Genomic DNA, 25,924 nt, shown 5'->3' with positions numbered 1-25,924 from the left:
ATTTACGCGTTTAACGTCTTACCGCGCTGCCTGCTGGGTCGCGCTACCTAGCGTGCCCCAAACTGGCCCACGGACAGCTGCGGAACCGAAGAGGAACAAGCTGTCGTGTCGAAGGGCACGGTAACGCCGTCCCGATCGCCGGCGAGGCCCACCAGGAAGCCCTCCACCTGTCGCGCGCCGCAGTTATCGCCGAAGCGGTTCGTGTTGATGGAGCGCATTACCACCGTGGTGCTATCACCCGGGGCGATGGTCACACCGGCGGGGTTCATGAACTCGGAGGAGTTAGATGCCTCTCGCCCCACCCAATTACCCGAAGAGTCCGCGTAAATCACGCGCGGGTAGCCGCGCAGGGAACAGGGTGAATCACTGGAATTCTGGAAGTACAGCGTGAGGGTGCGTGCACCGGGGGAATTGTCCGTCACGGAGACCGAAACGTTCAAATCATCCATGGAGCATTGCGAGGGCCCCTCGGCGTTCTTCTGGCCGGAATTATCGGATCGGCTCGAGCTACCGTTGTTATTACCGTTGCTGTTGCCGCCGGAGGAATTCGAAGAACTCGAGTTTGAGGAAGAGGAACCGGAATCCGAGGAAGAACCCTGACGGTTCCCGGAATCGGAGTCATTGCGCTCTTCGCCGTTATTGCTCTCGCTATTCTCCGGGGGAAGGTCCTCGTGCTTTGCCTCGCTCGAGGAAGAAGACGAATGTTCGTGCTTCGACTCGTGATTCTCCGAGCTAGACTCCTCGGCGTGAGCGGAGGAAGAATCCCCGTGCTCCGGGGACCCGCTGTTGACAACTGTGATGGAGCCCGGGGCCACCGAAGCGCTGGGGCTCTCGGAGGCCACACTAATCGTGCCGGGCTTCACCGATGCGGAGGCACTCGGGTGTGCCGAGGTGTCCTCTGCATCCTGACCGGCCTGGGACGCGCCGCATCCACTGAGCGCGAGCACGCCGCAGAGGAGGGTGGTTGATGCGAGTACCTGAGCCGATTTAAACATTGTTACATCGCCGCCTGCATTTGGATTTCTGCTCCGTCCATACCGGGGGCGTACTCAACCTGGCAGCACAGGCGGGAATATTCGTTTGCGACATCATCAACCATGTCGAGCAGGTCCTGCTCGGCCTCGGTGCGCTCACCGGAAGCCGCGTAGTGCTCGGGGTCAATGAAGGCGTGGCAGGTTGCGCAGGATGCGTTACCGCCGCAGGTGGCGAGGACCGGCACGCCGTTGGCCTGGAGGGTCTCCAGGAGGGTGTGGTGGTCTTCCCACTGAATATCGTAGTGTTCGCCTGCTTCGTCAGTGACCTTAATCGTTACGCCCATGCGTTCTCCTTCTTCTGTAGTGATGCGTTTCTATTGTAGAGGCAGGGGCCGGTATTAACCCCACCGGTGTGATACCCTGAACTTTAGCGTCACGCATCCTGCGGGAACGCATATTAATTTTTATGCTGAAGAGCACGTATAGCTCGCTTCCAGTCTACCCTTTGATCCCTTGACAAGCGGGGAAAGACCCGTCATTTACTCCTGCCCCGGCGTGCAAATAAATACCTTGGGGAGCATAAAGACGCAGGGGCGGGGCACCGGGAGCACAGCCCCCGAGCCCGCCCCCTTCTGCGGATGCACGGTCTAACGCGCACCGGGTCTGCCAACCCCGGTCTATACGCACGGGCTATTCGGCCCGCTCACCCTCGGAACGCTGCCCTTCAGCTTTCTTGCTCGCGCTATCCGCGGGCTGCTTGCCGTCCTCCTGCGCGGAGCCCTCCGCCGGGAGCGCATCCTTTGCGGGGCGGGTACCCCGCACGATGCCGCGCACGCTATCGCGCGGATCGGCGTAGCGCAGATCAACACCGAAGGTATTGCGAATCTGACGCGCAGAATTCAGGTGCCAACGCTGCGAGTCGGAGGGAGTCACCGACGTGACGGCCTTCTGCCCCGGAGCCAGTGCCTCGTGGCGGATATCGTAGTGCTTACCGCCCATCGTCACCGTGAATCCGTGCTCCTGCAGCAGCTGGACGAACTCGTCCACGTCGTGCGGGATCTTGCGGCCGCGCTGGCGCTTGCGTCCGCTCATGCGCGGCTGAGACTCAAAGGGATTGCGGTTTGCGGCGACACCGCGCGCAATGCGAATGACCTGCTGATCGGAGTGCGAGAACTCCACCTGGTAACCGTTGAGGGAGTACACGGTGCGGCTCGTACCAGGAATGGGCTGGCGGTTATCGGCCTCATCCAGGATGCGCGTAATGTACTCGCTCGTCAGGCCCAGCGCCTTGAGCTGGCTCTGAGCCTCGAGGGAGAGCTGGTAGCCGCCGGCCGAGGCCTTGAGCGGGCGCAGGGCCAGAACCTCCACGGTGAGGGGGTTCAACACAACCTGGTAGCCCAGATCCTCGTGGGTGTAAAGGGTGACCTCGCGGCCGTAACGGTTTTCCTCGGCGGTCTCCTCACGCACCACACTCTCGGGGGATTCGATAATCTCGAGCAGCAGAGCGTAGCCGAGGTCGTGGCGCATCATGTAGTCCATGACGCCGGGCAGCACCCCGTAGATGCGGCGGCTCTCCGGCACATCGCCGTAAAACTCCTGCTCGATGCGCGCGGCGATACGCTGATTCTCGAGCGGCACCTCGGTCAGCGGGATGAGCCGCTGGTTGGAGGGACGAATCTTTGCGCGCGCCGCGGCGGGCTTGGGGGTCTTGCGGTAGGCCTCCACGAGGGCCTGCTGCTGCTGCACGAATTCGTGGGCGATGAGCGGCATCAGGGTGAAGTAGAGCTCAGCGGCCTCGGGGCGAATCGCGCCACGCTCATCGAGCAGGGAGGCGCCCTCGTCGTTGGTGAGGTCCCAGGTGCGCTCCGCTGCTTCCTCAGCCTCGCGGTAGCTGTAGCCGGCCAGGGAGGCAAGCTCCTGCAGGCGCACGTACACCTCGAGGGGAACGGTAATCTGCTTGGCCGACATTACTTCTCCTCCTCGGCGTTCTGAGCGTTCTGGTGCTTGGGCTGTTCGGATGTGGCGGCCTCGGCCTGCCGGTTAATGGCATCGCTGAGATCCTCAATCTGCGCGCGGCGCAGGCTCTCGGCGTGCAGGGCCTGGAAATCGGGGGTCTTGGTCAGGGAGAGCACGGTCCGCTGATCCGGGGAGATGGTCATCTCCAGTCCCTCCGCGGCGTAGATGCGGGTCCAGCCCTCACCCATGCGCACGCTTTCGGGGCTCTCGAGCGTGCGGACCATAAGGTCGAAGACGAACTCGGGGTTCTTGGAGAGGAAGACGCGGGCGCGCTCGCTGAAGGCCATTTCGAGGGCGTTGAGCGGGGTGTACTCGCCGCGGGCCAGGGTGGTATTGGCCCCGTCGTTGCACTCGGCTTCGTACTCGTCGACGACGGTAATTAGCTCGGCGGAGGCGGTGTTGACGTCCACGCGGTAGTCGTCATGTCTGAAGCGAATCGTCCAGTCGTTGACTCGTTCCGCTGCGCCCTCGCGCAGGACGGTGCGCACGAGGTCCTCGGTGAGTCCCTCGCGCTCCATGCGCTGACGCAACCCGGGACGGATGCGGTAGGCGCGCTCACGATCTTCCGCGGTGACCCCTGCGGGGCGGGTGGGAGCCTCGGGCGCAACGTTCTTCGTCGCGGTCCGCGCGGCTCCGGCGGAGGGCACGGGCATCGGCGTCGGGGTGCTCGGGGTGTCCGAAGCGATGTTTTCGGGGGCGGCGTTCTGCTCAGTGGCCTGCTCTGCTGCCTGCTGCCGGGCACGCAGGCCCTGCAGGTACTCCTCGATCTGCGGCGGACGGTAGGTGAGCGACGCCTTGCGGAACATGCTGGGTGAGGGGGCCGCGGAGGGCGCCGGCGGCTTCGGCGCGGCCGGGCGCGTCTCGGAGGAAGCCTCGAGGGGCGCGGGGGCAACCGGTGCGCTGGGCTTCGGCGGGGCAGGTTTGGGGGCTGCAAATTGGGCGGCGGAGGGCTTGGGTGCGCTGGGCTTCGGGACGCTGGGCTTGGGGGCCTCCGAGGGGGCGAGACCCTTCTCCTCGACCGTCTGCTCTCCGGGAGTCTCCTGCTCGGCTACCGGTCGGGCGCGGCGAGCCATCAGCGCGGGGGAGGGCTTGGGCTTCTCCGCAGCCGGTGCAACGGCCTCCGCCGCTTCACTCGTTTCTTCGCCGCTCTGCACGACGATTCCCTCGGTAGCTTCCCCGGCCTCGGCAGCGGTTTCTGCGTCGTTGCCCTCTGCGCCGGTGTCTTCGGGGCCTTCTGCGGTGTCATCTCCTCGCAGGAGGGCGGCCATAAGCTCCTGACGCGAGGTGTACGGGATGATTTGGTCGGGCGTATCGATATAGCGCGGGAAGTTTTCGTAGAGAATTTTTGCGGCGCTTTCGAAGAGCTTCTCAACGCTCGGCACCTCGGCGGGGGCGCAGGGGCAGAGCAACTCGCGGCGTTGATTGTCGTAGAGGGCCCAGTGCGCGCATCGCTCGCTGGGGGCGAAGTAGTCGAGTGTTCCTAGATCTGCAATATCGATAAGCGCACCTATGAGGGATTGCGGGATGGATAACTGAGCCATGGTGCTCCTTCGCGTGATGTGTCCCTCCAACTTGGGCGTGGAAGGTCTTGTTTCCATCCTATGCGTTTTTTCACCGGTGTGCGCCGGCGCACGTCATATTGTGCGGGTGAAATGCGGATTTTTGGTGAGGATGCACCCGCCGCGCCCACAATAGGCGGGGGAAGGTGACCCCGTCCGGGCTCACATGTCCGGGGATACAAAAAATCCCCGGTTCCGAAGAACCGGGGATCGGTGGTGCGCCCGAAGGGATTCGAACCCCCAACCTTCTGATCCGTAGTCAGATGCTCTATCCGTTGAGCTACAGGCGCATGTTCCTCGCTTCGGATTTCTTCAATCCGTCGCGGCAACAGGTAATACTATACGGAGGTTACGAGGGGCCTGCAAGTCGAAAAACTCAAAAGGGTCCCATTTTTGGGTCACCGGAGTGTTGTAATGCCTTGTTTTACCGCGAAATTCCGGGGTTTTTGGTTCCCGGAAAATTTTTTAAAATATTTTTTTGTGCTGCTCCGAACGGGAGGTGGGGATCCCCTGCGAGAACCCTCCGCCCCGTACGATTCTTACCCTCCGGCCCTCGAATTTCTCATTGATTACCCTCGGTGTCTTCCTGCTGAAGGTGTGACGGGCGGAACGTAAGAAATAACGTCATAGAAGGATGTTCGGGTCGTTAATGCGTTATTCTGTAAGCATCACGAGGAAGTGGCTTCTGTCCAAGCGTGCATATTCACCATTATTTGCACGCTTGTAGTTTTTAACTGCTTCTTCGCTACCGCAGACCTATCGCGGATCAACGTAGTATCCGCGGTATTTACCGATTGAAGGGGAAAACGTCAATGGCTGACACCTCAACTCGTACTCTCTCTGCCGAACTCGAAAAGGAGCTGCAGAGCGCACCCACCACCCACCAGGGTCTTCTGGAATGGGTTCGCGAGGTTGCCGCGCTGACGCAGCCCGACCACATCTACTGGGTGGACGGCTCCGAGGAAGAATATAACCGCCTTGCGCAGGAGCTGGTGGACGCCGGAACCTTTGTCCGCCTGAGCGATCACGAGTTCCCGAACTCCTACGCCGCTTTCTCCGATCCCGACGACGTGGCACGTGTCGAGGAGCGCACCTTCATCTGCTCCGAGACCGAAGAGGGCGCCGGCCCGACCAATAACTGGCGCGATCCCGTCGAAATGAAGAAGACCCTGACCGGTCTGTTCGAGGGTTCGATGCGCGGCCGCACCATGTACGTCATTCCCTTCGTCATGGGCTCCCTGAAGGCTAAGAACCCCAAGATTGCTGTTGAGCTCAGCGACTCCGCATACGTTGTCTGCTCCATGCGCATCATGGCAACCATCGGCAAGGACGTTCTGGCCAAGCTGAACGAGACCAATGGCTTCTTCGTCAAGGCCCTGCACTCCGTTGGTGCACCCCTGGAGCCCGGCCAGAAGGATGTTTCCTGGCCCTGCAACCCCGAGAAGTACATCGTCCAGTTCCCCGAGACCCGCGAAATCTGGTCCTTCGGTTCCGGCTACGGCGGCAACGCACTGCTGGGCAAGAAGTGCTACGCACTGCGCATCGCATCCGTCATCGGTCGCGACGAGGGCTGGATGGCAGAGCACATGCTCATCCTGAAGATGACCAACCCCGAGGGCAAGGTTCGCTACATCTCCGCAGCGTTCCCCTCGGCTTGCGGTAAGACCAACTTCGCAATGATGGAGCCCACCATTGACGGCTGGAAGGCTGAGATGGTCGGCGACGACATCGCTTGGATTGAGTTCGACGAGAACCACCAGGCACGCGTGGTCAACCCCGAGGCAGGCCTGTTCGGCGTGGCACCGGGTACCGGTTACTCCACCAACCCGAACGCTATGAAGGCTATCGCCAAGGGCAACACCATCTTCACCAACGTTGCACTGACCGACGACGGCTCCGTCTGGTGGGAGGGCAAGACCGACGAGGCTCCCGCACACCTGATTGACTGGACCGGCAAGGACTGGACCCCCGAGTCCGGCCGCCCGGCAGCTCACCCGAACTCCCGCTTCTGCACCCCCGCATCCCAGGTGGATATGCTCGCTCCCGAGTACTACGACCCCGAGGGTGTGCCGCTGAGCGCCATCGTTCTGGGTGGCCGTCGCAAGACCACCGTTCCGCTGGTGTCCGAGTCCGACAGCTGGGAGCAGGGTGTGTTCCGCGCCGTCACCCTGTCCTCGGAGACCACCGCGGCCGCTAAGGGCGCCGTCGGCGTGATTCGCCGCGACCCGATGGCTATGCTGCCCTTCATTGGTTACAACGCCGGTGACTACTTCCAGCACTGGATTGACCTGGGCAAGAAGCACGGTGCAGAGAACATGCCGAAGATTTACTACGTCAACTGGTTCCGCCGCACCCCCGATGGCGGTTTCGCATGGCCCGGCTTCGGTGAGAACTCTCGCGTTGTGAAGTGGATTTTCGACCGCCTGGATGGCAAGGCCGACGGCGAAGAGACCTTCCTGGGTACCGTTCCCACCAAGGAAGATCTGGACCTGACCGGTCTGGAGATTTCCGACGAGGAGCTGAAGGCTGCCCTGGCGGTCTCGAAGGACGAGTGGGCCGCTGAGCTTCCCGGTATCGACGAGTGGCTGGCTAAGTTCGGCGACAAGCTGCCCGCCGAGGTCCGCGAGCAGCGTGATGCTCTGGCCAAGTCCCTGGAGGACTAATTTGGTGAGGCTAAATCGCTAACTCTTTGAGCGGTTGGAGGGGCGGAATCTCAGTTGAGGTTCCGCCCCTCGCCTATCTACCGGGCACCGAGCGCGCGAATTTGAAATGTAAAGCTATGCACCGCAAAAGATAATGCGAACGAGCCGAAGAAATATTTGGACACCTTCAATCGAGTGGGGAAGAGGCCTCTAACTTTCAGCACATGGAGCGCATCGATACAATGCCTGTGTATGTTTTTGACGCGCCCCGGTCGGTCGATGCGGTGCGCGTGCCACCGGATGCTCGGCGGGTTCCCCGCTGAAGGCGAAGTAGTGAAGGAGTATCCATGCGTTTGACAGCTTTCTCGGATGTCTCGCTCCGTGTGCTGATGCTCCTGTCTGCCCTGGAGCCGGGACAGAAGCTGTCGACCCAGAAGATCGCGGAAGGCGTGGATACCCCCTACAATCACGTGGCGAAGGCCGTGGCGTTCCTGGTGAACCAGGGGTATCTGGATTCGACGCGCGGTCGCTCCGGAGGCGTAATGCTCTCGGAATCCGGGCGTTCGGTGACGGTGGGCACCATCCTTCGTGCTACTGAGGGTGACATCCCCATGATTGAGTGTGAGGATGAGAACGGCCACTGCCCCCTGGATAAGTTCTGCCGCCTGCGCAATGTGCTGGCGAGGGCTCGCGAGGCTTTCTATGCTGCCGTGGATTCGGTGACGATTACCGAATTGACCGCGGGCGCCAGCCCCGTGGGTCCGATCCTTCTGGAACTCGGAATGGCTCCTCCGGAGAACGCGATTCCCGCTTTTTCGTAGGTCATCTGGAGGCTCGGCGGAGAGCCTTGCCGACTAGTTCCGGGACGACTACTCGGGGCTGTAAACGTGCACTATTTTCGAAAATATGCAGATTTGAGCTCACGGTATAAAAATGTGAGCAGAGTCATTATTTCATGAGTATGCAAACTTTCTCGTGAAAATATATATTCATTGCAGAATTTTTATGCATACACCGTCGCTAGTCACTCGCGAAATCAGCTTTTCTAACGCAAATATATTGTGTCTCACTTAGTTGACACTTCAGGTCTAAACAAACCTTAAGTACCCGTGAGTCGGGGTGCACCCGGCACACAGTACGCCCTGAGAAAACGCAAACATAGGTCAAAGTGTTAGGGTAGGGGTGTTTTATAAACACTTTGTCACCAACGGGGTGGACCTTCGGGGCACCTCGCGGCCGCCACCAACGTCGGCCCGCAACGCTTCCGGATCCCGTGGGTGACCGTCACAGGAAGAAGGCATACACCGATGCTCTCCGAAAAGTCCCGCCCGGTTATCGAGGCGACCCTGCCCATCATCGCCGAGCGCATTAACGACATCACCCCCGACTTCTACCGTCGAATGTTCGCCGCCCGCCCCGACCTGATGGACGGCATGTTCTCCCGCTCCTCCCAGCTCGAGGGTACCCAGCCTCGCGCACTGGCCGGCTCCATCGCCGTGTTCGCTTCCTACATTGTTGAGCACCCGGATTCCTACCCCGACGAGGTCCTCTCTCGCGTGGCACACAAGCACGCCTCCCTGGGCCTGAAGGAAGAAGAGTACCCCACCGTCTACAAGTACCTCTTCGAGGCTATCGCCGCTAACCTCGGCGACCTGGCCACCCCCGAAATCGTCGACGCCTGGACCGAGGTCTACTGGCTCATGGGCAACGCCCTCATCAAGCTGGAGAAGGGCCTGTACGCTTCTCAGGCCAACGATGTGACCCGCGCACCCTTCAAGGTTGTGGACCGCAAGGAGACCGGCGAGAACGTCGTCGTGCTGACCTTCGAGCCCGCCGATGACACCCCCATGACCGAGTCCAAGGGCGGTCAGTACGTCTCCATCACCGTTCCCGCACGCGACGGTCTGCGCCAGGCACGCCAGTACACCCTGCTGCCCAGCGAGAAGAACCAGCGCCGCATCGGCGTGAAGCTCGACCCCAACGGCGAGATGACCTCCATCCTGCACGAGCTGAAGGTCGGCGACGTCGTTGAGCTCTCCAACCCCTACGGCGACCTGACCCTGGAGGGCTTCGGCGACCCCGAGGCACCCCTGTACCTCTTCTCCGCGGGCATCGGCACCACCCCCATGCTCAGCTTCCTCTCCGAGCTGGTTGAGAAGGGCTCGACCCGCCCCGTGACCGTGGTCCACGCAGACCGCCGCCTGGACACCTGGCCCCTGCGCGAAGAGCTCGTCGAGCTCGTCGGCAAGCTGCCCAACGGTCGCCTCGTCTCCTTCATCGAGGGCGAGGGCGGCGACTACACCGGCCGCGTGGACGTCTCCAAGCTGGGCGTTCCCTCCAACGCCAACGTGTACCTCTGCGGCCCGCTGCCCTTCATGCAGGGCGTGCGTTCCGCACTGGTGGATGCGGGTGTCCCCGGCAAGAACATCAACTACGAGATCTTCGGCCCGGACCAGTGGATGCTCCACGACCAGGCACGCGAAGCGTAAAAACCTCGCAAGCCGGTTCGTCGACTGGGTTCCCCTGTTTGACAGAAAAACTTAGTCGGAATCAGCAATCAAAATAAAAAATCCCGCCCCGCAGACATATTCTGCGGGGCGGGATTTTTAGTAGCTAGCGGAAGAGCTTAGCCCTGGCGAACCAGAGCCAGAACCTCGTCACGGACGCGCTCCATAGTCGCAACATCCGGTGCCTCAAGGTTCAGGCGCAGGAACGGCTCGGTGTTCGACGGACGCAGGTTAACCCACCAGCCCTCTTCGGTGTTGGTGAAGGTGGTGCCGTCGGAATCCTCAACAACCACGGGAGCGTTAGCGTAGTGTGCACGCACGCGGTCCACAGCGGCAGCCTTGTCTTCAATCTCGGAGTTAATCTCGCCGGAGGCAACGTACGGGGAGTACTTCGCGCTGATCTCGGAGAGGGGCTTGTCGTCGCCACCCAGAGCTGCCAGCACGTGCATAGCGGCCAGCATACCGGTGTCGGCGTTGAAGAAGTCCTTGAAGTAGTAGTGAGCGGAGTGCTCGCCACCGAACACGCCGTTCTCCTTAGCCATGACGGCCTTGATGAAGGAGTGACCAACGCGGGTCTTCACGGCGCGGCCGCCCAGCTTCTCAACGAGCTCGGGAACAGCCTTCGAGGTGATCAGGTTGTAGATGATGACGGGTTCTTCGTTGCCCTCAGCCTTGGCGCGGGCAATCTCGCGCTCGGCCACCAGAGCGGTCACGGCCGAGGGGGTCACTGCGTTACCCTTCTCGTCAATCACGAAGCAGCGGTCGGCGTCGCCGTCGAAAGCGAGACCGATGTCTGCGCCGTGCTCCACGACAGCCTTCTGCAGGTCGACCAGGTTGGCCGGCTCCAGCGGGTTGGCCGGGTGGTTCGGGAAGGTGCCGTCCAGCTCGAAGTACAGGGGGACGATTTCCAGGGGCAGGCCCGGCAGGATGGTGTCGCCCAGAACGGCGGGGGTGGGCATGCCGCCCATGCCGTTACCGGCGTCCACCACGACCTTCAGCGGGCGGATGGAGGAGAGGTCCACGAGCTTGCGCAGGTACTCTGCGTAGGGCTTGAGGATGTCCTTCTCGGTCACGGTGCCGACCTTCTCAACCGAGGGAATCTCGCCGGCGTCCAGGTACTTCTGTGCCTGGTCGCGGATGTCAAACAGACCGGTTTCGGAGGACACCGGAACGGCGCCGGCCTTAGCCATCTTCATGCCGTTGTATTCGGCAGGGTTGTGGCTAGCGGTAAAGGTAACACCGGCGGCGTTTTCAACGCCACATGCAAAGTAAAGAACGTCGGTAGAAATCAGACCGATCTTTTCAACGTTTGCGCCGCGAGCGGTTGCACCCTGGGCAAATGCATCCATGAATTCGGGAGAGGAGGGACGCATGTCGCCGCCGACCAGGACGGTCTGGCCCTGCAGTCCCAGAACATCGACAAATGCCGCGCCGGTAGCGCGAACAGTCTCTGCAGTAATGGTCTCGCCGACGATGCCACGCACGTCGTACGCCTTGAATGAGTCATGTAGATTAATAGTAGTCACGCCTTTTATTTTAGCGGTAAAGAAGTCTACTAAGCCCCTATAATGGGCAGGTAAAACCTTATAAATTCCGCTGAATATATGGGTTTTTTATCACGTCGCTTACATCAAACAGCCCCCGGCGAGAGGTATTTTTCCCCATGGGTGAGATTTTTTCCCTTAAAAACCAGATTCAGAATTATGCGTGGGGTTCACGCGAAATTCTAGGACGTATGCGTGGCGTGCCCGTACCCACCGAACAGCCCGAAGCTGAGGTGTGGGTGGGTGCGCATCCGGCTGCGCCCTCGCGCGCTACCGTGGACGGCTCCGAATCCCCGCTGAACGAGCTGATTGTGGAGAATCCCTCCCGCTTCCTGCGCCCGGACCGAACCTCCGACTGGTTCCCCTTCCTCTTTAAGATCCTCGCGATTGACGCCCCCCTGTCCATTCAGGTGCACCCCACCCCCGAACAGGCCATCGCCGGCTTCGAGGACGAGCAGGCCCGCGGTATCGCGATTGATGCGCCCTACCGCAACTACAAGGACCGCTACTCCAAGCCCGAGACCGTCATCGCACTGAGCCCGATGCGCGTGCTCACCGGCGTGCGCCCCGTCGAACAGCTCAAGACCCTGGCCGCCGCATTCGGCGCCGCCTGGCTGGCCGAGCGTGCCGAGCTCAGCCCCAAGCAGCTTCTGACCGAGATTATCCGCCTGCCCGAGGAGACCGCCTCCGCCGCAGTGCAGCACCTGGTAGACACCGCCGCCGGGCTGCTGGGCGCCTCGAACGATGTGGTAGCCGACGCCGCCGAGCTCGTGCGCATCGTGGACGGCAAGTACCCCGGTGACCGCGGTCTGCTCGTGGCCTTTGTGATGAACCTGGTGCACCTTGCCCCCGGCGAGTCCGCCTTTACCCCCGACGGCCAGGTGCACGCCTACGTTTCGGGTACCGCCATTGAGCTGATGAACCCCTCCGATAACGTGATGCGTGCCGGCCTGACCGCCAAGCATATCGACACCGAGGAGCTCATTAAGGTGCTCGGCGAGAAGCAGGATGCACCCGTCATTCAGCGCCCCAACCCCGAGGACGGACCCCTGGGCACCTACGCCATGTGGGATGAGCGTATGAGCGTGACCCGTGTTCGCGTTGAAGAGGGCAAGCCGCTGAACTACACCTTCAAGGGCATTAGCGCGGCCCTGAGCGTCGCGGGTAAGGTGACGATTCAGGCCAAGGACGGCAACGGCACGGACGAGTTCGTGCTCGGCGCCACCGAGTCGGTACTGCACGTGGGCGAGCCCTCCGAAGCCGTGCTGAGCGGTAGCGGCGAGCTGTATATCGCATCCTACGTTTAATATCTAAGTTCCGTTAGGGGCTTTAGATACACAGACTTATAAGAATCCGCGGTTTTTTCGATATCTATATCGGTGAAGCCGCGGATTTTTTATTCTCGGTTTTGAAGGTTTGGGGTGCGGCTTTGCAAAATAGTGCCCGTTCCCCTGTTATCTGTGGCCTGGGTAACCTATACTTATTGGCATAAGTATGCATAGGTTCGTTCTTCTATGCATAAAACCCGGGTGATTCCGCCCGCCGCGGCAGCTGGACGCATCCGCCGTCAGTATTCGCACCATCCCCAAGGAGAGCACCGTGAAGATCATCATCACCGTTACAGGCATCGACCACGAGGGCATCATCGCCGCGGTCACCACCGCCCTGGCTGAGCGCAAGGTCAACGTCCTGGACGTCTCCCAGACCATCATGGGCGAATACTTCACCATGATTATGCACTGCTCCTTCAACAAGGACGAGCAGAACCTCATCGACCTGCAGGAAGCCATGGTCGGCGTCGAGCGCGAGCAGAGGGTGCAGATCCGTATTCAGGCCGAGTCCATCTTCAAGGCAATGCACACCCTCTAGGCGGCCACCATGATGAACAGCAATATTCTCGAAACCATCCGCATGATCGAGGAAGAAAAACTCGATATCCGCACTGTCACCATGGGCATCTCCCTGCTCGACTGCGCCGACTCCGACGGCGAAGTAGCCCGCCGCAAGATCTACGAGAAGATCACCACCCGCGCGGCAAACCTCGTGAGCGTCTGCGAAGGCATCGAGGCCGAGCTCGGCATCCCGATCGTCAACAAGCGCATCGCCGTCACCCCCCATCGCGCTGGTGGCCGGTGCATCCGATGACGAGGACTACGTGGAGTTCGCCCGCACCCTCGATGCGGCGGCCAAGGCCGTGGGCGTGAACTTCGTGGGCGGCTTCAGCGCCCTCGTCGATAAGGGCATGACCCCCGCCGACGAAAAGCTGATTCGCTCCATTCCCCGCGCCCTCGCCGAGACCGACGTGGTCTGCTCCTCCGTGGACATCGGCTCCTCCCGTGCCGGCATCAATATGAGCGCCGTCAAGCTCATGGGCGAAACCATCCGCGCCACCGCCGACCTGACCGCCGATACGCACGGCTTCGGCTGCGCCAAGCTCGTGGTCTTCGCCAACGCCGTCAGTGACAACCCCTTCATGGCCGGCGCCTTCCACGGCGTGCAGGAGGCAGACACCACCATCTCTGTGGGCGTCTCCGGCCCCGGCGTGGTGCACCGCGCCCTGCAGAAGGTGCGTGGAGCATCCTTCGACACCTGCGCGGAAGAAATTAAGAAGGCGGCCTTCAAAATCACCCGCGTGGGTCAGCTGGTCGGCACCCTCGCCGCCGAGCGCCTGGGCGTGCAGTTCAACATCATCGACCTCTCCCTGGCACCCACCGCCGAAATCGGTGACTCCGTGGCTCACATCCTCGAGGAGATGGGTCTGGAAACCGTCGGCACTCACGGCACCGTCGCGGCCCTCGCGCTGCTCAACGACGCGGTCAAGAAGGGCGGCCTCATGGCCTGCTCGAACGTCGGCGGTCTCTCCGGCTCCTTCATCCCGATTTCTGAGGATATCGGCATGATTGAATCCGCCGCCGCCGGCCAGATTACCCTGGACAAGCTCGAGGCCATGACCGCCATCTGCTCCGTCGGCCTGGACATGGTAGCCGTTCCCGGCGACACCTCCGCCGCAACCCTCGCCGCCATGATTGCGGACGAGGCTGCCATCGGCGTGATGAACCACAAGACCACCGCTGTGCGCGTTATCCCGGCCGTGGGCCTGGGCGTGGGCGATATGGTCGAGTTTGGTGGCCTGCTGGGCCGCGCGCCGGTCATGCCCACGCACACCCCGAGCGCGGAGGCGTTTATCGCCCGTTGCGGCCGTATTCCCTCGCCGGTGCACGGCTTCCGTAACTAGGCGGGTGCCGGTTCGCCCGGGCTGACGCGAGCCCGCGGTACCGGGCGAAAAAATCGCTGTATAAAAGGCGGGGGCCGCTATTCAAAGAATGTTTGTTCTCTGAATAGCGGCCCCCGCCTTTTAGTTTTGTGCGGCGCTGCGTAACCTCGAGTGCGAGCCTACGCGACGAAGCGGCTCATGAGTGCCTCAAGGGCCAGGCGCGCGTTCGCGTTCGTGCGCAGGCGGCGCAGGGTAATCTCTATCGCCTGCACGTCCTGCAGGAGCCGCTCGGGGGAGCGGCGCTCGCACCACGCGGTCAGCGGCTCGCGCAGGTGCTCGTTAATGAGCGGCAGCTGTGCCGAAAGGGAGAGCGTCAGTGCATCGCGAAGTACGGTCTGCACCTGGGCCACCGAACGCAGCAGCGTATCGGAGGCTACGCGCTTGGCCCGGCGCTTCTGCTGGTCTTCAAGCCGGCGCACCTGGGCGCGCAGGGTCGGGGCCACGCGCTCGCCCTCACGGATGCCCAACAGCGCCATCAGCTCGGCGCGCTCCCGCTCATCCTTTGCGGCGGAGACCGCCTGGGCATCCTGTTCTGCCAGGTCGGTGAGTTTTTCCGCCGCGCTAAAGGCCGAAGAAATAGAACGGACGTTCAGAATGAGGGAGGTGGTCATCTCCCGGCGAGCCATGGCCTGCTCATCGGTGGCCAGGCGGTACCCCTCCTCGGCATCGCCCATGGCCAGGCGTGCCGCGCGGCGCGCCAGCGGGTCGGCCACACCGCGCGAGAGAAGATACCCGTGCACCTGCTCCTCCGAGGGAACCGGCAACTGCACCGGACGGCAACGCGAACGAATCGTGACCAGCACATCCGTGGGGGAGGGGGCCGTCAACAGCCAGATGGTGTGCGGAGGTGGCTCCTCGATGGCCTTGAGCAGTACGTTCGAGGTGCGCTCGGGCATGCGCTCGGTGTCCTCGAGCAGAATCACACGCCAGCGACCCACCGTCGGGCGGTCCTGGGCTTTCATGACCAGCTCGCGCGCCTCCTCGATGCTGATGTTCGTGGCCTCGGTCCTAAAGTGCGTGAAGTCCGCGTGCGAACCGTTCATCACGGTCACGCAGCCCTTGCACTCACCGCATCCGCGGTTCTGCGGTTCGGGCTGCTCGCAGAGCAGGGCCGCGGCAAACACCTTGGCCGCCTCGCGATGGGGCGCGCCGGCCGCGCCCGTAAACAGCCAAGCGTGGGTCGGGCGTGAGGAAGCGGCATCACGGCGCAACTGGTCGCGCTCGCGCTCAGGAATCAGCAGAGAATCCCACAGGCTCATGCATCCCCCTCGGTCTTCTGCTCGGTCACCCGCGGCGCGGCGGAACGATCGAGGATACGTTGGCTCAGTAGAGGCTCCACCACCTCAAGGACGCGGGCGTGCACCTCTTCAATCGTTCCCACACCGTCGACGATGCGGTGCGAACCGTTGGAATCCTCGCGAGCAATCCGCTCAAAGGCGGAGTGGATGCGCGCCTTAAAATCGGCGCCCTCGGCCTCGATGCGGTCCACGGTGCCGCGCTCGGTCATGCGCTCCTGCTCGGCGCGCAGGGGCACGCTCAGAAGCAGGGTTGCGTCCGGCACCAGGTCTTCGGTGGCCCAGCGGCTCAGGTCAACAATAGTATTCACCCCGAGGTCGCGGCCCACGCCCTGGTAGGCGGCGGAAGAATCGATGTAGCGGTCGCAGAGCACGATCGCTCCCTCGGCGAGCGCGGGGCGAATCAGCTGAGCCGCGTGCGCGGCGCGGGAGGCCGCGAAGATGAGCGCCTCGGTGCGGTCGTCAATAGCACCCTGGCCCGCCTCGAGCACGAGGGCGCGTAGCTTCTCGCCGATTTCGGTGCCGCCCGGCTCTCGGGTGGTGACGACCCGGTAGCCTCGGGCACGGAGTGCCTCATCCAGCAGGGTGAGCTGGGTGGTTTTGCCGGCGCCGTCGCCTCCTTCGACCACGATGAAGAGCCCGCGGCGGTTGGCGGGGTCCGCGGAATCGGGGAGGGGGGTGTAGCTGAGAGTATCCATCACCCCTTAAGGGTACCGGGTTCGCCGTGGGCCTGCGGTGCGCGTCGGCGGCCTGCTGGTGGGAGCCGCAACGGCCTTCGCGCGGGGCTCGGCAGCGCCCCCGCGTAAAAAGCGTGTTAATCCTGAGCGGAAAGTGCTGGATGAGGTATGCGTTCGAGGCCTCGGTGTGCCAGGCTTAAAGGCATGAGTGCAGATAACCATGACATGAACTATTCCGCTGAAACCTATGTAGTCGCCGGTGGCCGCCCCGCCCACGAGCACGATGCGCCGGTGAACCCCCCGATTGTTCTGACTTCCACCTACCGCGGCGTGGACGCCGTCAACATTGAGCACGACCGCGTGTACGCCCGTTTCTCGAACCCGACCTGGGAAGGCATGGAAGAGGTTGTCGCTAAGCTGGAGAACGCTTCCCAGCCCGGCCTGCTGTTCCCCTCCGGCATGGCCGCCGTTTCCTCCGTGATTGACCTGGTGCCGGTGGGCGCTATCGTCCTGATTCCTAAGCACGCCTACATGGCGTCCGTGACCCTGTGCAAGGACCTGGAGCGCCGCGGCATCATCGAGCTGGTGCGCGTGGACATTGAGGACACTGCCAGCGTTATCGCAGCCATGGAGGACGCCGCATCCCGCGCCGGTGTGACCCCGGAAAACGTGAACTACTCCTCCCCGAAGGTCCTGGCCTGGCTTGAGAGCCCCACCAACCCCATGCTTGAGGTGGGAGATCTTCCCGAGATTCTTGCCGCAGCCCGCCGCCTGGGCGTCGTGACCGCCGTGGACAACACCTTCGCCACCCCGATTCTGCAGCGTCCGCTCGACCTGGGCGCCGACGTCGTGGTGCACTCGGCCACGAAGTTCCTGGCCGGCCACTCGGACGTGCTGCTGGGCATGACCCTCACCTCGAACGAGGAGCTGTACAAGGCGATGCTGCACTACCGCATCACCAACGGCGCAATTCCCGGCCCCATGGAGGCCTGGCTGGGTCTGCGCGGCCTGCGCACCCTGGCGCTGCGCGTGGAGCGTGCGGTGCAGAACGCGCAGGTGCTGGCCGAGCGTCTGAGCGAGCACCCCTTCGTCTCGGAGGTGCGCTACCCGGGCCTTGAGAGCCACCGTGGCCACGAGGTCGCGAAGAAGCAGATGTCCGGCTTCGGCGCGATTCTGTGCATCACGCTGGACACCGACGCGCAGGGCGCCCGCAACGTAGTTGAGGCACTGAAGGTGTGGACCCCCGCCACCTCCCTCGGCGGTGTGGAATCCCTCGTGGAGCGCCGCCGCCGCCACGGCAGCGAGCCGGAGTCGATTCCCGAGTCGATGCTGCGCCTGTCTGTGGGTATCGAGAACGTCGATGACCTCTACAATGATTTGGTCGAGGCCTTCAAGGCCGTTCGATAAGGCACCGTTAGCTACGGTAGTGTGCTAGGGTACTGGGTACCCGGCTATACGGCCGCTCGAGTGAAGGAATACAATGTCTCCTATTGTCCTGGTCCTCTACGCGACCTTTCTGATTAACCTGCTGCTGTCGGCCGCCGGTGCCGTGATCGGCGTTCTGGCGCTGTACCGTGCATGGACCGCGCCGGCCAACGCCTACGAGTTCGCGGGCAAGCGTCCTAAGAACACCTGGCTTGCCCTGACCGGCGTCTCCGCCGTGGTGCAGGGGCTGGGCGTCTTCTCGGCCTTCACCGGCGCGGGTAACACGATGCTGATGCTGCAGCTGATGGCTGCCGTGGTGAGCGGCGTGTTCCTGGCCGGCGTGTGGCCCGTCGTGGGTGGCCGTCGCTTCTAGGAGGTTTTCAGCGAAGCATCCGCGCCCACCTTGTGGCCGCCGCAAGCGCATACGGTGAGCCCCGCATACCGCGTTCCGGAACGATTTCCGGGCGCGGGGTGCGGGGCTTTCTGTCAGCTGAGCGGTGCATCCGGCAAGTTTTTGGGAGAACCCGTATTTTCTGCCCTCGAAGGCATGACAAACCGGCGGGTAAATGAAAAAATAGAAGCATGACTTACAAACTAGTACTCCTGCGCCACGGCCAGTCCGAGTGGAACGAGAAGAACCTGTTCACCGGCTGGGTGGACGTCAACCTGACCGACAAGGGCCGCGCCGAGGCTAAGCGCGGCGGCGAGTTGCTGGCAGAGCGCAACATCCTCCCCGATGTTGTGCACACCTCCCTGCAGCGTCGCGCCATCAACACCGCAAACATCGCCCTGGATGCAGCGGACCGTCTGTGGATTCCCGTCAAGCGCACCTGGCGCCTGAACGAGCGTCACTACGGTGCTCTGCAGGGTAAGAACAAGTCCGAGATCCGCGAGGAATACGGCGACGAGAAGTTCATGACCTGGCGTCGTTCCTACGACGTTCCGCCGCCCCCGCTGGATGACAACGACCCCTACTCGCAGGCACACGACCCCCGTTACGCCAACGTTGAGAACGCTCCCCGCACCGAGTGCCTCAAGGACGTTCTGGGCCGTATGCTCCCCTACTGGGAGTCGGATATCAAGCCCGACCTGGCAGCAGGCAAGACCGTTCTGGTGGCAGCGCACGGTAACTCCCTGCGCTCGCTGGTGAAGCACCTCGAGGGTATCTCCGACGAGGACATCGCCGGCCTGAACATCCCGACCGGTATCCCGCTGTACTACGAGCTGGATGAGAACTTCAAGCCCGTTAAGGCTGGCGAGTACCTCGACCCCGAGGCTGCTAAGGACGCCATCGCAGCCGTGGCAAACCAGGGTAAGTAATTACCTCTCGCGAGGTTCGCTCTGCGGAGCGCCCGCGTGATGATGAGCCGCTCACCGTTTCGGTGGGCGGCTCATTGCGTGGGCTGATCTCTCGGGCGTGCGGCTGTTCAATATACTTGTGGAAGATACCCACGCAGGAGGAGAACGTATGGATGCCGGTCTGATCGCCTTCATCGCGGGCATGATAGGTCTGCTGGTCGGCGTCCTGAGCATGAACGCGGTGGCCCGTAGTGAGCGTGAGCGTGAGCGCAGCCTCGTATCCGCGCCGACGCTGCGTGATGGTGCGGCTCAGGTGTTGGCGGTGATTGGCCGCGCCTACCTGGTCATCGACGAGGTGGGGGGAGTGGTTCAGGCCTCGCCGGGCGCCTACGCGATGGGCCTGGTGCGCGGGCATACGGTCACCTCGCCCGAGCTGGCTAGCATGATTCGCACGGTGCGCCACCGCGGTATTTTTGCCGAGCAAAGCTTTGAGATTGACCGCGGCGAGAGCGAGGCACTGGTCCTGGATGTTCGCGTGGCCTCCCTGGGCGACGAGTACATCCTGGTGCTCGCCGACGACCGCACCGAAATTTCTCGCGTGCAACGCATGCGTAACGACTTCGTGGCGAACGTGTCGCACGAGCTGAAGACACCCGTGGGCGCGGTGAGCCTGCTCGCGGAAGCGATTGAGCAGGCTAGCGATGACCCGGAGGCGATTGAGTACTTCGTGGGCCGCCTGCACAAGGAGACGCGCCGCCTCTCCGCGCTGGTGCGCGACATTATCGAGCTCTCACGATTGCAGTCGACCGACGTGATTGCCCGCGGCGGCCCGGTGTCCGTGCCCACCCTGGTGGCGGACGCGATGGATCGCTCCCACCTGGCCGCCGAGGAGAAGGACATTCAGGTTTCCAGCCGCATTGAGGACGCCCCCGAGGTGTACGGCGACGCCGAGCTTCTGGGTATGGCCGTGCAGAACCTGGTGGAGAACGCGATTCGCTACTCGCCCGAACACACGAAGGTGGACATTCTGGTGCACCGCGTGGCCGATCAGCTGCTCATTGAGGTGTCGGATCAGGGCGTGGGTATTCCCGAGGATGAGCAGAAGCGCATCTTTGAGCGTTTTTACCGGGTGGACCCGGCTCGCTCGCGTCAGACCGGCGGCACGGGACTGGGCCTGAGCATCGTGAAGCACGTGATGACTCAGCACGGCGGCAGTGTGACGGTGCGTTCGATGCCGCAGGAGGGCTCGACGTTCACGTTGGCCCTGCCGCTGACCGAGGCGCCGGAGGCACCGCTCACAGTGTAGTGTTAGCGGTATAGGTTTTATGGGAATCAAGGATAAAGTATGTCGAAAATTCTGATTGTTGAGGACGAAGAGGCCCTGTCGGATCCCCTGGCCTTCCTGCTGGGGCGCGAGGGTTTTCAGACGGTCGTGGTGGATAACGGCCTGGACGCGCTGCCCACCTTCGAACGCGAGGGCGCCGACCTGGTACTGCTGGACGTGATGCTTCCCGGCATGCCGGGCACGGAGGTGTGCCGTAAGCTCCGCGAGGTGTCCTCGGTACCGATTATCATGCTGACCGCCAAGGACTCCGAGCTGGATAAGGTGTTTGGCCTGGAACTGGGCGCCGATGACTACGTGACGAAGCCGTACTCAGCGCGCGAGCTGATTGCACGCATCCGCGCGGTGCTGCGCCGCCGTTCCGCCGAGCCCGACATGCCGACGGATGCGGTTCTTACGGGCGGCCCCGTGCGCATGGACATCGATCGCCACGTGGTGACGGTCAACGGCGAGGAAGTACCCATGCCGCTGAAGGAATTCGAACTGCTGGAGATTCTGCTACGCAACGTTGGTCGCGTGATGACGCGCGGACAGCTGATTGAACGTGTGTGGGGCGCGGACTACGTGGGTGACACGAAGACCCTGGACGTGCACATTAAGCGCCTGCGTTCCAAGATTGAGCCGGATTCTTCGGCACCGCGCTACGTGGTGACGGTTCGCGGCCTGGGCTATAAGTTCGAGAATTAGCGTTGAGCCGAGGAGAGTACGTATGAGCTTTACCGCTGATTCCGTGACCGCCGAAGCCAACGCACAGAACCGCTTCGCGCAGAACCAGCCCGCGCAGAACCGGCAGAGCAAAGACCCCTCGCGCGTGGCCATTATCGTGTTGGGCGCAGGTTCGGGAACGCGCCTGGGTGAGCCGATTCCGAAGGCCGCGGTCCGCGTGCAGGGGCGTACGCTACTCGACCACGCCCTGCAGGGCGCCCGCGAGTCGCGGATTGCCGAGCACGTGGTGGTGACGGTGCCCGCCGGGTGCGAGAGCCTCTGCCCGGAGCTTCTTGAGGACGCGCACCGCGCTGAGGCGCTGGTGACGGTCGGCGGTGACACCCGCACCGCATCGGTGGTGGCGGCTCTTGACGCGCTTCGCGAGGCCGAGATTGCGGTGGATTACGTGCTGATTCACGATTGTGCCCGCTCTTTCACCCCGCCGGAGGTGTACCACCGCGTGCTGGAGGGCCTGGGCACCCGCGTTGCCGCGGGGACGGTGCGCGCGGTCATTCCGGTGTTGCCGGTGGTCGATACCATCAAGACGGTGGATGCCTCCGCGGTGGTTACGGGAACCCCGGCTCGCTCGAGCATGCGCGCCGTACAGACTCCGCAGGGATTTGAGGTGGCGGCGCTACTGGCGGCGCACGAGCGTAGCCGAGCCCTGCCTCCCGAGGAAGCTGAGCTACTGACCGATGACGCGATGGCGATGGAGGCGGCCGGTGAACCGGTGCTGACGGTGGCCGGGCACGAGGACGCTTTTAAGGTGACCACCCCCATGGATCTGAAGGTGGCGCGGGCGCTCTTTGGCGGAACGCGCCCCTGAGTATCCCCTCTTCTTCTGTCTAATATCTATTGAGCGAAGGACCCATCATGACTGTTATTCCGCGCGTCGGCACCGGCGTTGACGTTCACGCTTTTGGCCCGGAGGGCACGCCCCTGCACATCGCCGGCCTGCACTGGCCGGGGGAGCGGGGCCTGAGCGGCCACTCCGATGGCGACGTGGTGGCTCATGCCGCCGCGGATGCGCTCTTCGCCGCCTCCGGCACGGGGGACCTAGGTTCGAACTTTGGTGTGGACCGCCCGGATATGAAGGGCGCCTCGGGTGTTCGTATTCTTTCGGAGGCGGCGGCGATTGTGCGTGCGGCCGGCTTCGAGATTGGCAATGTGAGCGTTCAGCTGATTGGTAACCGCCCGAAGTTCTCGCCGCGTCGTGAGGAGGCGAACCGCGTACTCAGTGAGGCGGCGGGTGCCCCGGTGACGGTGATTGCGACGACTACCGACGGTTTGGGTTTGACCGGTCGCGGAGAGGGCGTGGCGGCGATTGCGACGGCCCTGGTGTATGAGCGTCACTAGGCTTATGCTCGGCTTGACCCATTCCGTAACCTATCGCCCCGGTGTCTGGACCGACCCCGTAAAATGAGAGTGTGACTATGCGTTTTTATGATTCAGCTTCCGCAACTATCCGCGAGTTTGAGCCCGTCGTGCCCGGTGAGGCGCGTATCTACTATTGCGGTGCCACGGTGCAGGGTGAACCGCACCTGGGCCATATCCGTTCTGCGCTGGTGTTCGACCAGCTGAGCCGCTGGATGCGCTACCGCGGCCTGAAGGTGACGACGGTCCGCAACGTCACCGATATTGACGATAAGATTTTGGCGAAGTCCGCTGATTCCATGCAGCCCGGTTTTGAGGGTGAGTTCCCGAATGAGCAGTGGTGGGCGCTCGCGTACCGTTTTGAGAAGGTGTTTGCTCGGGCCTACGCGGCGCTGGGCATTGACCCGCCGACCTATGAGCCGCGCGCGACCGGCCATATTCCGGAGATGTTTGCTCTGATTCAGCGCCTGATTGACCGCGGCCACGCCTACCCGGCGCTGGATGATTCGGGTGACGTGTACTTTGATGTGCGTTCCTGGGAGAAGTACGGCTCGCTGACCAACCAGAGCATTGACGATATGCAGGATTCGGCGGATGCCGATCCGCGCGGTAAGCGCGATCCTCGTGATTTTGCGCTCTGGAAGGGTTATAAGGAGGGCGAGCCGCTGACCGCTTCGTGGGAGTCCCCGTGGGGTCGTGGCCGCCCGGGTTGGCACCTGGAGTGCTCGGCGATGGCCGGTAAGTACCTGGGTTCGCGCTTCGATATTCACGGCGGCGGCCTGGATTTGCGCTTCCCGCATCACGAGAACGAACTGGCCCAGTCGACGGCGGCCGGCGATGATTTTGCGAACTTCTGGATGCACAACGGCATGGTCACCTACGAGGGTGAGAAGATGTCGAAGTCTATCGGTAACACGATTTCGCCGGCGCAGATGCTGGAAATGGCTCGTCCGCTGGTGGTTCGCTACTACCTGGGTAGCGCGCATTACCGTTCGGTGCTGGACTACCGCCCGTCCTCCCTGCAAGAGGCGGCAACGGCTATTGAGCGCGTTGAGTCGTTCCTGGCCGCAACTCAGGATTTGCTGAAGCCCGACCGCGAGGTGCCCGAGGCTTTCGCCGAGGCGATGGATGACGATATGAACATTCCTCGTGCCCTGGCGGTTCTGCACGAGCAGACTCGCGCGGGTAATGCAGCGCTCGCTGCCGGTGAGGACGCTTCGGAGGCCGCTAATGCCGTGATGGCGATGGCTGAGGTGCTGGGCCTGGCTCAGCTGATGAGCTTTAATGCTGAGGGCGCCTCGGATGCTGAGCACGAGGCTCTGGACTCCCTGATTCAGGCGGTTCTGGCGGAGCGTGCGGATGCGCGTGCCCAGAAGGATTGGGCAAAGGCTGATGCGATGCGCGACCTGCTGTTCTCCGCGGGTGTGAAGGTGCGTGACGGCGCTGAGGGTTCGAGCTGGAGCATCGCGTAGGTTGGTGACGTGCCCCGCGTTATGCGGTGGGGGGCTTAGGCGTTGCGGGTCTTCTCGCGTAGACTCGTATTCAAAACTTTGACGAAGGAAGAGAAGAATGGCTAAGGCAGGTTCGCGCCCGGGCGCTACCAGCAAGAAGAAGGGTGCTACTAAGGGCACCGGCGGTCACGGCCGTAAGGCCCTTGAGGGTAGGGGCCCGACTCCGAAGGCTGAGGATCGCGTCTACCACAAGGCGTACAAGATGAAGCGTGCGGCTGAGCGTCGTGCGGCGACCGGTACGAACCGTAAGTTCCAGACTCGTTTGGGCGGTAAGCGTGCCAGCGATGAGCTGGTGACTGGTCGTAATGCGGTGTTGGAGGCGCTGCGTACCGAGATTCCCTCGAAGCACCTGTATATTATGAGCCGCATTGAGGTGGATGACCGCGTTCGCGAGATCATGACGATTGCGAATAAGCGCAACATCCCGATGCTGGAGATTCCGCGTAGCGAGCTGGATCGTCTGACCGATGGTGCGGTGCACCAGGGCGTGGCGATGCAGATTCCGCCGTACAAGTACCCGGATGCTACCGATCTGGTGCTGGATACGATGGAGCGCTGGCACTCGGGTAAGCTGTCGACTCCGCCGCTGTTTGTTGCGCTGGATGGCATTACCGATCCCCGTAACCTGGGTGCGATTATCCGTAGCGTGTCCGCGTTTAGCGGCGACGGCGTGATTATTCCCGAGCGTCGTTCTGCTGCGGTGACCGCTGGTGCGTGGAAGACCAGTGCCGGTGCGGCTGCTCGTATTCCTGTTGCGATGGCGACTAACCTGACTCGTGTGATTCAGCAGGCTAAGGAGCAGGGCATCTTTGTGATTGGCCTGGATGGCGGTGGCGATATTGAGCTGCCGGCTCTGGAGCTTGCGAATGAGCCGCTGTGCGTGGTGGTTGGTTCGGAGGGTAAGGGCCTGTCCCGCCTGGTGACTGAGAACTGCGATCAGATTGTGTCGATTCCGATTGATTCGGCGATGGAGTCGCTGAACGCGGCGATGGCTGTGGGCATCACTCTGTACGATGTGTCCCGTCGTCGTGCGGTGGCTGCCGAGTAGGTTGTCGCGATAACCGTTCTGTAGGTTTATGAACGTATGGGGGAGGGCGTTCCGTGAGGGGCGCCCTCCCCCTTTTGCTCTTGATGGCGGGTGCGCCAGGTAACCGGGTTGAGGAACTGGTCGAGGAGCGGAAACGTAAGGATGCGGGGGAGGGGCGGTAGCCCCTTCCCCCATCTTTTCTTCGTTTCGGGGGCCTTTTGCGCTTCCGTAGGGGGTTTCCGGAGTGATTTTGGGGGTTTTCGGGCTTTCGTGGGGATTTTTAAGATTTTTTCGAAGATTTTTTGAGGCCTTTACCCCGCATTGACTAGGGGTTTTGTTCCACTGTTCAGGTCAGAATGAACCTAAACCCCCGTATTTGTGTTCTACTTCACCCGTATTCGGGTTGCGGGCCTGTATTCGGGTCTGTATAGTTGTATGAGTCGCCGCGGCGAGGAGGAAAAAACGAAGGGTTTCTTCGGTGTTTCTCCTAGTCAGAAGCGGTTGAACAGTTTTCAATTGTAGAGTGTTTCGGTTTCTTGCTTGAAGGAATTCTTGGTCATCGTGTGGTGATTGTGGAGGATTTTAGGAAAGAAACTTTGTGGTGTGAATCACGGAAATTGGATTTGCATGGCGAATGAAACGCTGGTATAGTTGATTGGGTTGCCGCGGGAACGCGGTAACAATGAAAAGAGAATGACCGTTCAGCGGTGAGATTCCTTCGGTTTGGAGGGGTTGAGGTGTTGAATCGGTGTG

At 62.3% G+C, this 25,924-nt stretch carries 21 protein-coding genes, 1 tRNA gene and 1 pseudogene; 15 read left to right on the top strand and 8 right to left on the bottom strand.

The features are described from left to right. Nucleotides 1-47: 47 nt before the first annotated feature. The 5 genes from HMPREF2874_RS00125 to HMPREF2874_RS00105 all read right to left on the bottom strand — a co-directional run bounded on the left by HMPREF2874_RS00125 (nucleotide 48) and on the right by HMPREF2874_RS00105 (nucleotide 4,839). Complete coding sequence (locus HMPREF2874_RS00125) at nucleotides 48-995, bottom strand: DUF4232 domain-containing protein (protein ID WP_070648299.1); 948 nt, start codon at nucleotides 993-995, stop codon at nucleotides 48-50. A gap of 2 nt (nucleotides 996-997) precedes the next feature. Continuing rightward, nucleotides 998-1,318 carry a 2Fe-2S iron-sulfur cluster-binding protein gene (locus tag HMPREF2874_RS00120; RefSeq protein WP_049333989.1) on the bottom strand — a complete coding sequence of 107 codons (321 nt, stop codon included), beginning with the start codon at nucleotides 1,316-1,318 and terminating at the stop codon, nucleotides 998-1,000. Nucleotides 1,319-1,664: 346 nt separating this feature from the next. Beyond that, nucleotides 1,665-2,942 carry a cell wall biosynthesis glycosyltransferase gene (locus HMPREF2874_RS00115; protein ID WP_070648297.1) on the bottom strand — a complete coding sequence of 426 codons (1,278 nt, stop codon included), beginning with the start codon at nucleotides 2,940-2,942 and terminating at the stop codon, nucleotides 1,665-1,667. Then, the gene (locus HMPREF2874_RS00110; protein ID WP_070648295.1) at nucleotides 2,942-4,531 is read right to left on the bottom strand and encodes a DNA repair protein; all 1,590 of its coding nucleotides are present in this window, start codon (nucleotides 4,529-4,531) and stop codon (nucleotides 2,942-2,944) included. Before HMPREF2874_RS00110 ends, HMPREF2874_RS00115 begins: the two co-directional genes overlap by 1 nt. 232 nt (nucleotides 4,532-4,763) lie before the next feature. Further along, nucleotides 4,764-4,839: transfer RNA gene (locus HMPREF2874_RS00105), tRNA-Arg, on the bottom strand. 522 nt (nucleotides 4,840-5,361) lie between these two features. Between HMPREF2874_RS00105 and HMPREF2874_RS00100 the strand changes: the two genes are divergently transcribed. From HMPREF2874_RS00100 to HMPREF2874_RS00090, 3 genes are all read left to right on the top strand, one after another. Continuing rightward, nucleotides 5,362-7,212 carry a phosphoenolpyruvate carboxykinase (GTP) gene (locus tag HMPREF2874_RS00100; protein WP_070648294.1) on the top strand — a complete coding sequence of 617 codons (1,851 nt, stop codon included), beginning with the start codon at nucleotides 5,362-5,364 and terminating at the stop codon, nucleotides 7,210-7,212. A gap of 326 nt (nucleotides 7,213-7,538) precedes the next feature. Continuing rightward, on the top strand, nucleotides 7,539-8,012 hold the full coding sequence (locus HMPREF2874_RS00095) for an RrF2 family transcriptional regulator (protein ID WP_049333993.1): 474 nt from the start codon (nucleotides 7,539-7,541) through the stop codon (nucleotides 8,010-8,012). 486 nt (nucleotides 8,013-8,498) lie between these two features. Then, entirely contained in the window at nucleotides 8,499-9,680 is a 1,182-nt protein-coding gene (locus tag HMPREF2874_RS00090; protein ID WP_070648293.1) for an FAD-binding oxidoreductase, read from the top strand. 137 nt (nucleotides 9,681-9,817) lie between these two features. Here the strand turns inward: HMPREF2874_RS00090 and HMPREF2874_RS00085 are convergent, their stop codons facing one another. Further along, nucleotides 9,818-11,224: a phosphomannomutase/phosphoglucomutase gene (locus tag HMPREF2874_RS00085; RefSeq protein ID WP_070648291.1), complete on the bottom strand. Its 1,407-nt coding sequence runs from the start codon at nucleotides 11,222-11,224 to the stop codon at nucleotides 9,818-9,820. Between the two features lie 137 nt (nucleotides 11,225-11,361). Here HMPREF2874_RS00085 and manA point away from each other — a divergent pair, with 137 nt between their 5' ends. The 3 genes and pseudogenes from manA to HMPREF2874_RS00070 all read left to right on the top strand — a co-directional run bounded on the left by manA (nucleotide 11,362) and on the right by HMPREF2874_RS00070 (nucleotide 14,477). Continuing rightward, nucleotides 11,362-12,549 (top strand): mannose-6-phosphate isomerase, class I, encoded by a 1,188-nt coding sequence (gene manA, locus HMPREF2874_RS00080; protein ID WP_070648290.1) that lies wholly within the window; start codon nucleotides 11,362-11,364, stop codon nucleotides 12,547-12,549. A 292-nt stretch (nucleotides 12,550-12,841) separates the two neighbouring features. Beyond that, nucleotides 12,842-13,111 carry an ACT domain-containing protein gene (locus HMPREF2874_RS00075; RefSeq protein ID WP_049342690.1) on the top strand — a complete coding sequence of 90 codons (270 nt, stop codon included), beginning with the start codon at nucleotides 12,842-12,844 and terminating at the stop codon, nucleotides 13,109-13,111. 9 nt (nucleotides 13,112-13,120) lie between these two features. Further along, a pseudogene (locus HMPREF2874_RS00070) lies at nucleotides 13,121-14,477 on the top strand (PFL family protein). Between the two features lie 158 nt (nucleotides 14,478-14,635). On the opposite strand, the gene HMPREF2874_RS00065 reads toward HMPREF2874_RS00070, so the two are convergent. Together HMPREF2874_RS00065 and tmk are read right to left on the bottom strand one after the other, a co-directional pair. Then, nucleotides 14,636-15,775 carry a DNA polymerase III subunit delta' gene (locus HMPREF2874_RS00065; protein WP_070648288.1) on the bottom strand — a complete coding sequence of 380 codons (1,140 nt, stop codon included), beginning with the start codon at nucleotides 15,773-15,775 and terminating at the stop codon, nucleotides 14,636-14,638. After that, on the bottom strand, nucleotides 15,772-16,509 hold the full coding sequence (tmk, locus tag HMPREF2874_RS00060) for a dTMP kinase (RefSeq protein WP_070648286.1): 738 nt from the start codon (nucleotides 16,507-16,509) through the stop codon (nucleotides 15,772-15,774). The genes HMPREF2874_RS00065 and tmk overlap by 4 nt, the downstream gene beginning before the upstream one ends. 183 nt (nucleotides 16,510-16,692) lie before the next feature. On the opposite strand from tmk, the gene HMPREF2874_RS00055 reads away from it, so the two are divergent. The 9 genes from HMPREF2874_RS00055 to rlmB all read left to right on the top strand — a co-directional run bounded on the left by HMPREF2874_RS00055 (nucleotide 16,693) and on the right by rlmB (nucleotide 25,192). After that, the gene (locus HMPREF2874_RS00055; RefSeq protein ID WP_070648284.1) at nucleotides 16,693-17,895 is read left to right on the top strand and encodes a trans-sulfuration enzyme family protein; all 1,203 of its coding nucleotides are present in this window, start codon (nucleotides 16,693-16,695) and stop codon (nucleotides 17,893-17,895) included. A gap of 73 nt (nucleotides 17,896-17,968) precedes the next feature. Continuing rightward, nucleotides 17,969-18,286: a DUF2516 family protein gene (locus HMPREF2874_RS00050; protein WP_070648282.1), complete on the top strand. Its 318-nt coding sequence runs from the start codon at nucleotides 17,969-17,971 to the stop codon at nucleotides 18,284-18,286. A gap of 209 nt (nucleotides 18,287-18,495) precedes the next feature. Continuing rightward, nucleotides 18,496-19,233, top strand: coding sequence for a phosphoglyceromutase (locus tag HMPREF2874_RS00045; RefSeq protein WP_070648280.1), 738 nt, complete (start codon nucleotides 18,496-18,498; stop codon nucleotides 19,231-19,233). A 148-nt stretch (nucleotides 19,234-19,381) separates the two neighbouring features. Next, a complete protein-coding gene (locus HMPREF2874_RS00040; RefSeq protein WP_049334004.1) occupies nucleotides 19,382-20,518 on the top strand; it encodes a sensor histidine kinase in 1,137 nt (378 codons plus the stop codon). A 39-nt stretch (nucleotides 20,519-20,557) separates the two neighbouring features. After that, nucleotides 20,558-21,241, top strand: coding sequence for a response regulator transcription factor (locus HMPREF2874_RS00035; protein WP_070648278.1), 684 nt, complete (start codon nucleotides 20,558-20,560; stop codon nucleotides 21,239-21,241). Between the two features lie 22 nt (nucleotides 21,242-21,263). After that, a complete protein-coding gene (gene ispD / locus HMPREF2874_RS00030; RefSeq protein ID WP_080974969.1) occupies nucleotides 21,264-22,085 on the top strand; it encodes a 2-C-methyl-D-erythritol 4-phosphate cytidylyltransferase in 822 nt (273 codons plus the stop codon). Between the two features lie 47 nt (nucleotides 22,086-22,132). Then, nucleotides 22,133-22,615, top strand: coding sequence for a 2-C-methyl-D-erythritol 2,4-cyclodiphosphate synthase (ispF, locus tag HMPREF2874_RS00025; RefSeq protein WP_070648276.1), 483 nt, complete (start codon nucleotides 22,133-22,135; stop codon nucleotides 22,613-22,615). Nucleotides 22,616-22,686: 71 nt separating this feature from the next. Further along, the gene (cysS, locus tag HMPREF2874_RS00020; RefSeq protein ID WP_049334007.1) at nucleotides 22,687-24,105 is read left to right on the top strand and encodes a cysteine--tRNA ligase; all 1,419 of its coding nucleotides are present in this window, start codon (nucleotides 22,687-22,689) and stop codon (nucleotides 24,103-24,105) included. 97 nt (nucleotides 24,106-24,202) lie between these two features. Further along, complete coding sequence (rlmB, locus tag HMPREF2874_RS00015) at nucleotides 24,203-25,192, top strand: 23S rRNA (guanosine(2251)-2'-O)-methyltransferase RlmB (protein WP_049342682.1); 990 nt, start codon at nucleotides 24,203-24,205, stop codon at nucleotides 25,190-25,192. The last annotated feature ends 732 nt before the right edge of the window (nucleotides 25,193-25,924 follow it).

It is taken from the genome of Rothia sp. HMSC068F09 (assembly GCF_001812775.1).
Lineage (GTDB): Bacteria > Actinomycetota > Actinomycetes > Actinomycetales > Micrococcaceae > Rothia > Rothia mucilaginosa_A.
This window is presented reverse-complemented; position numbering and strand designations above follow the sequence as displayed.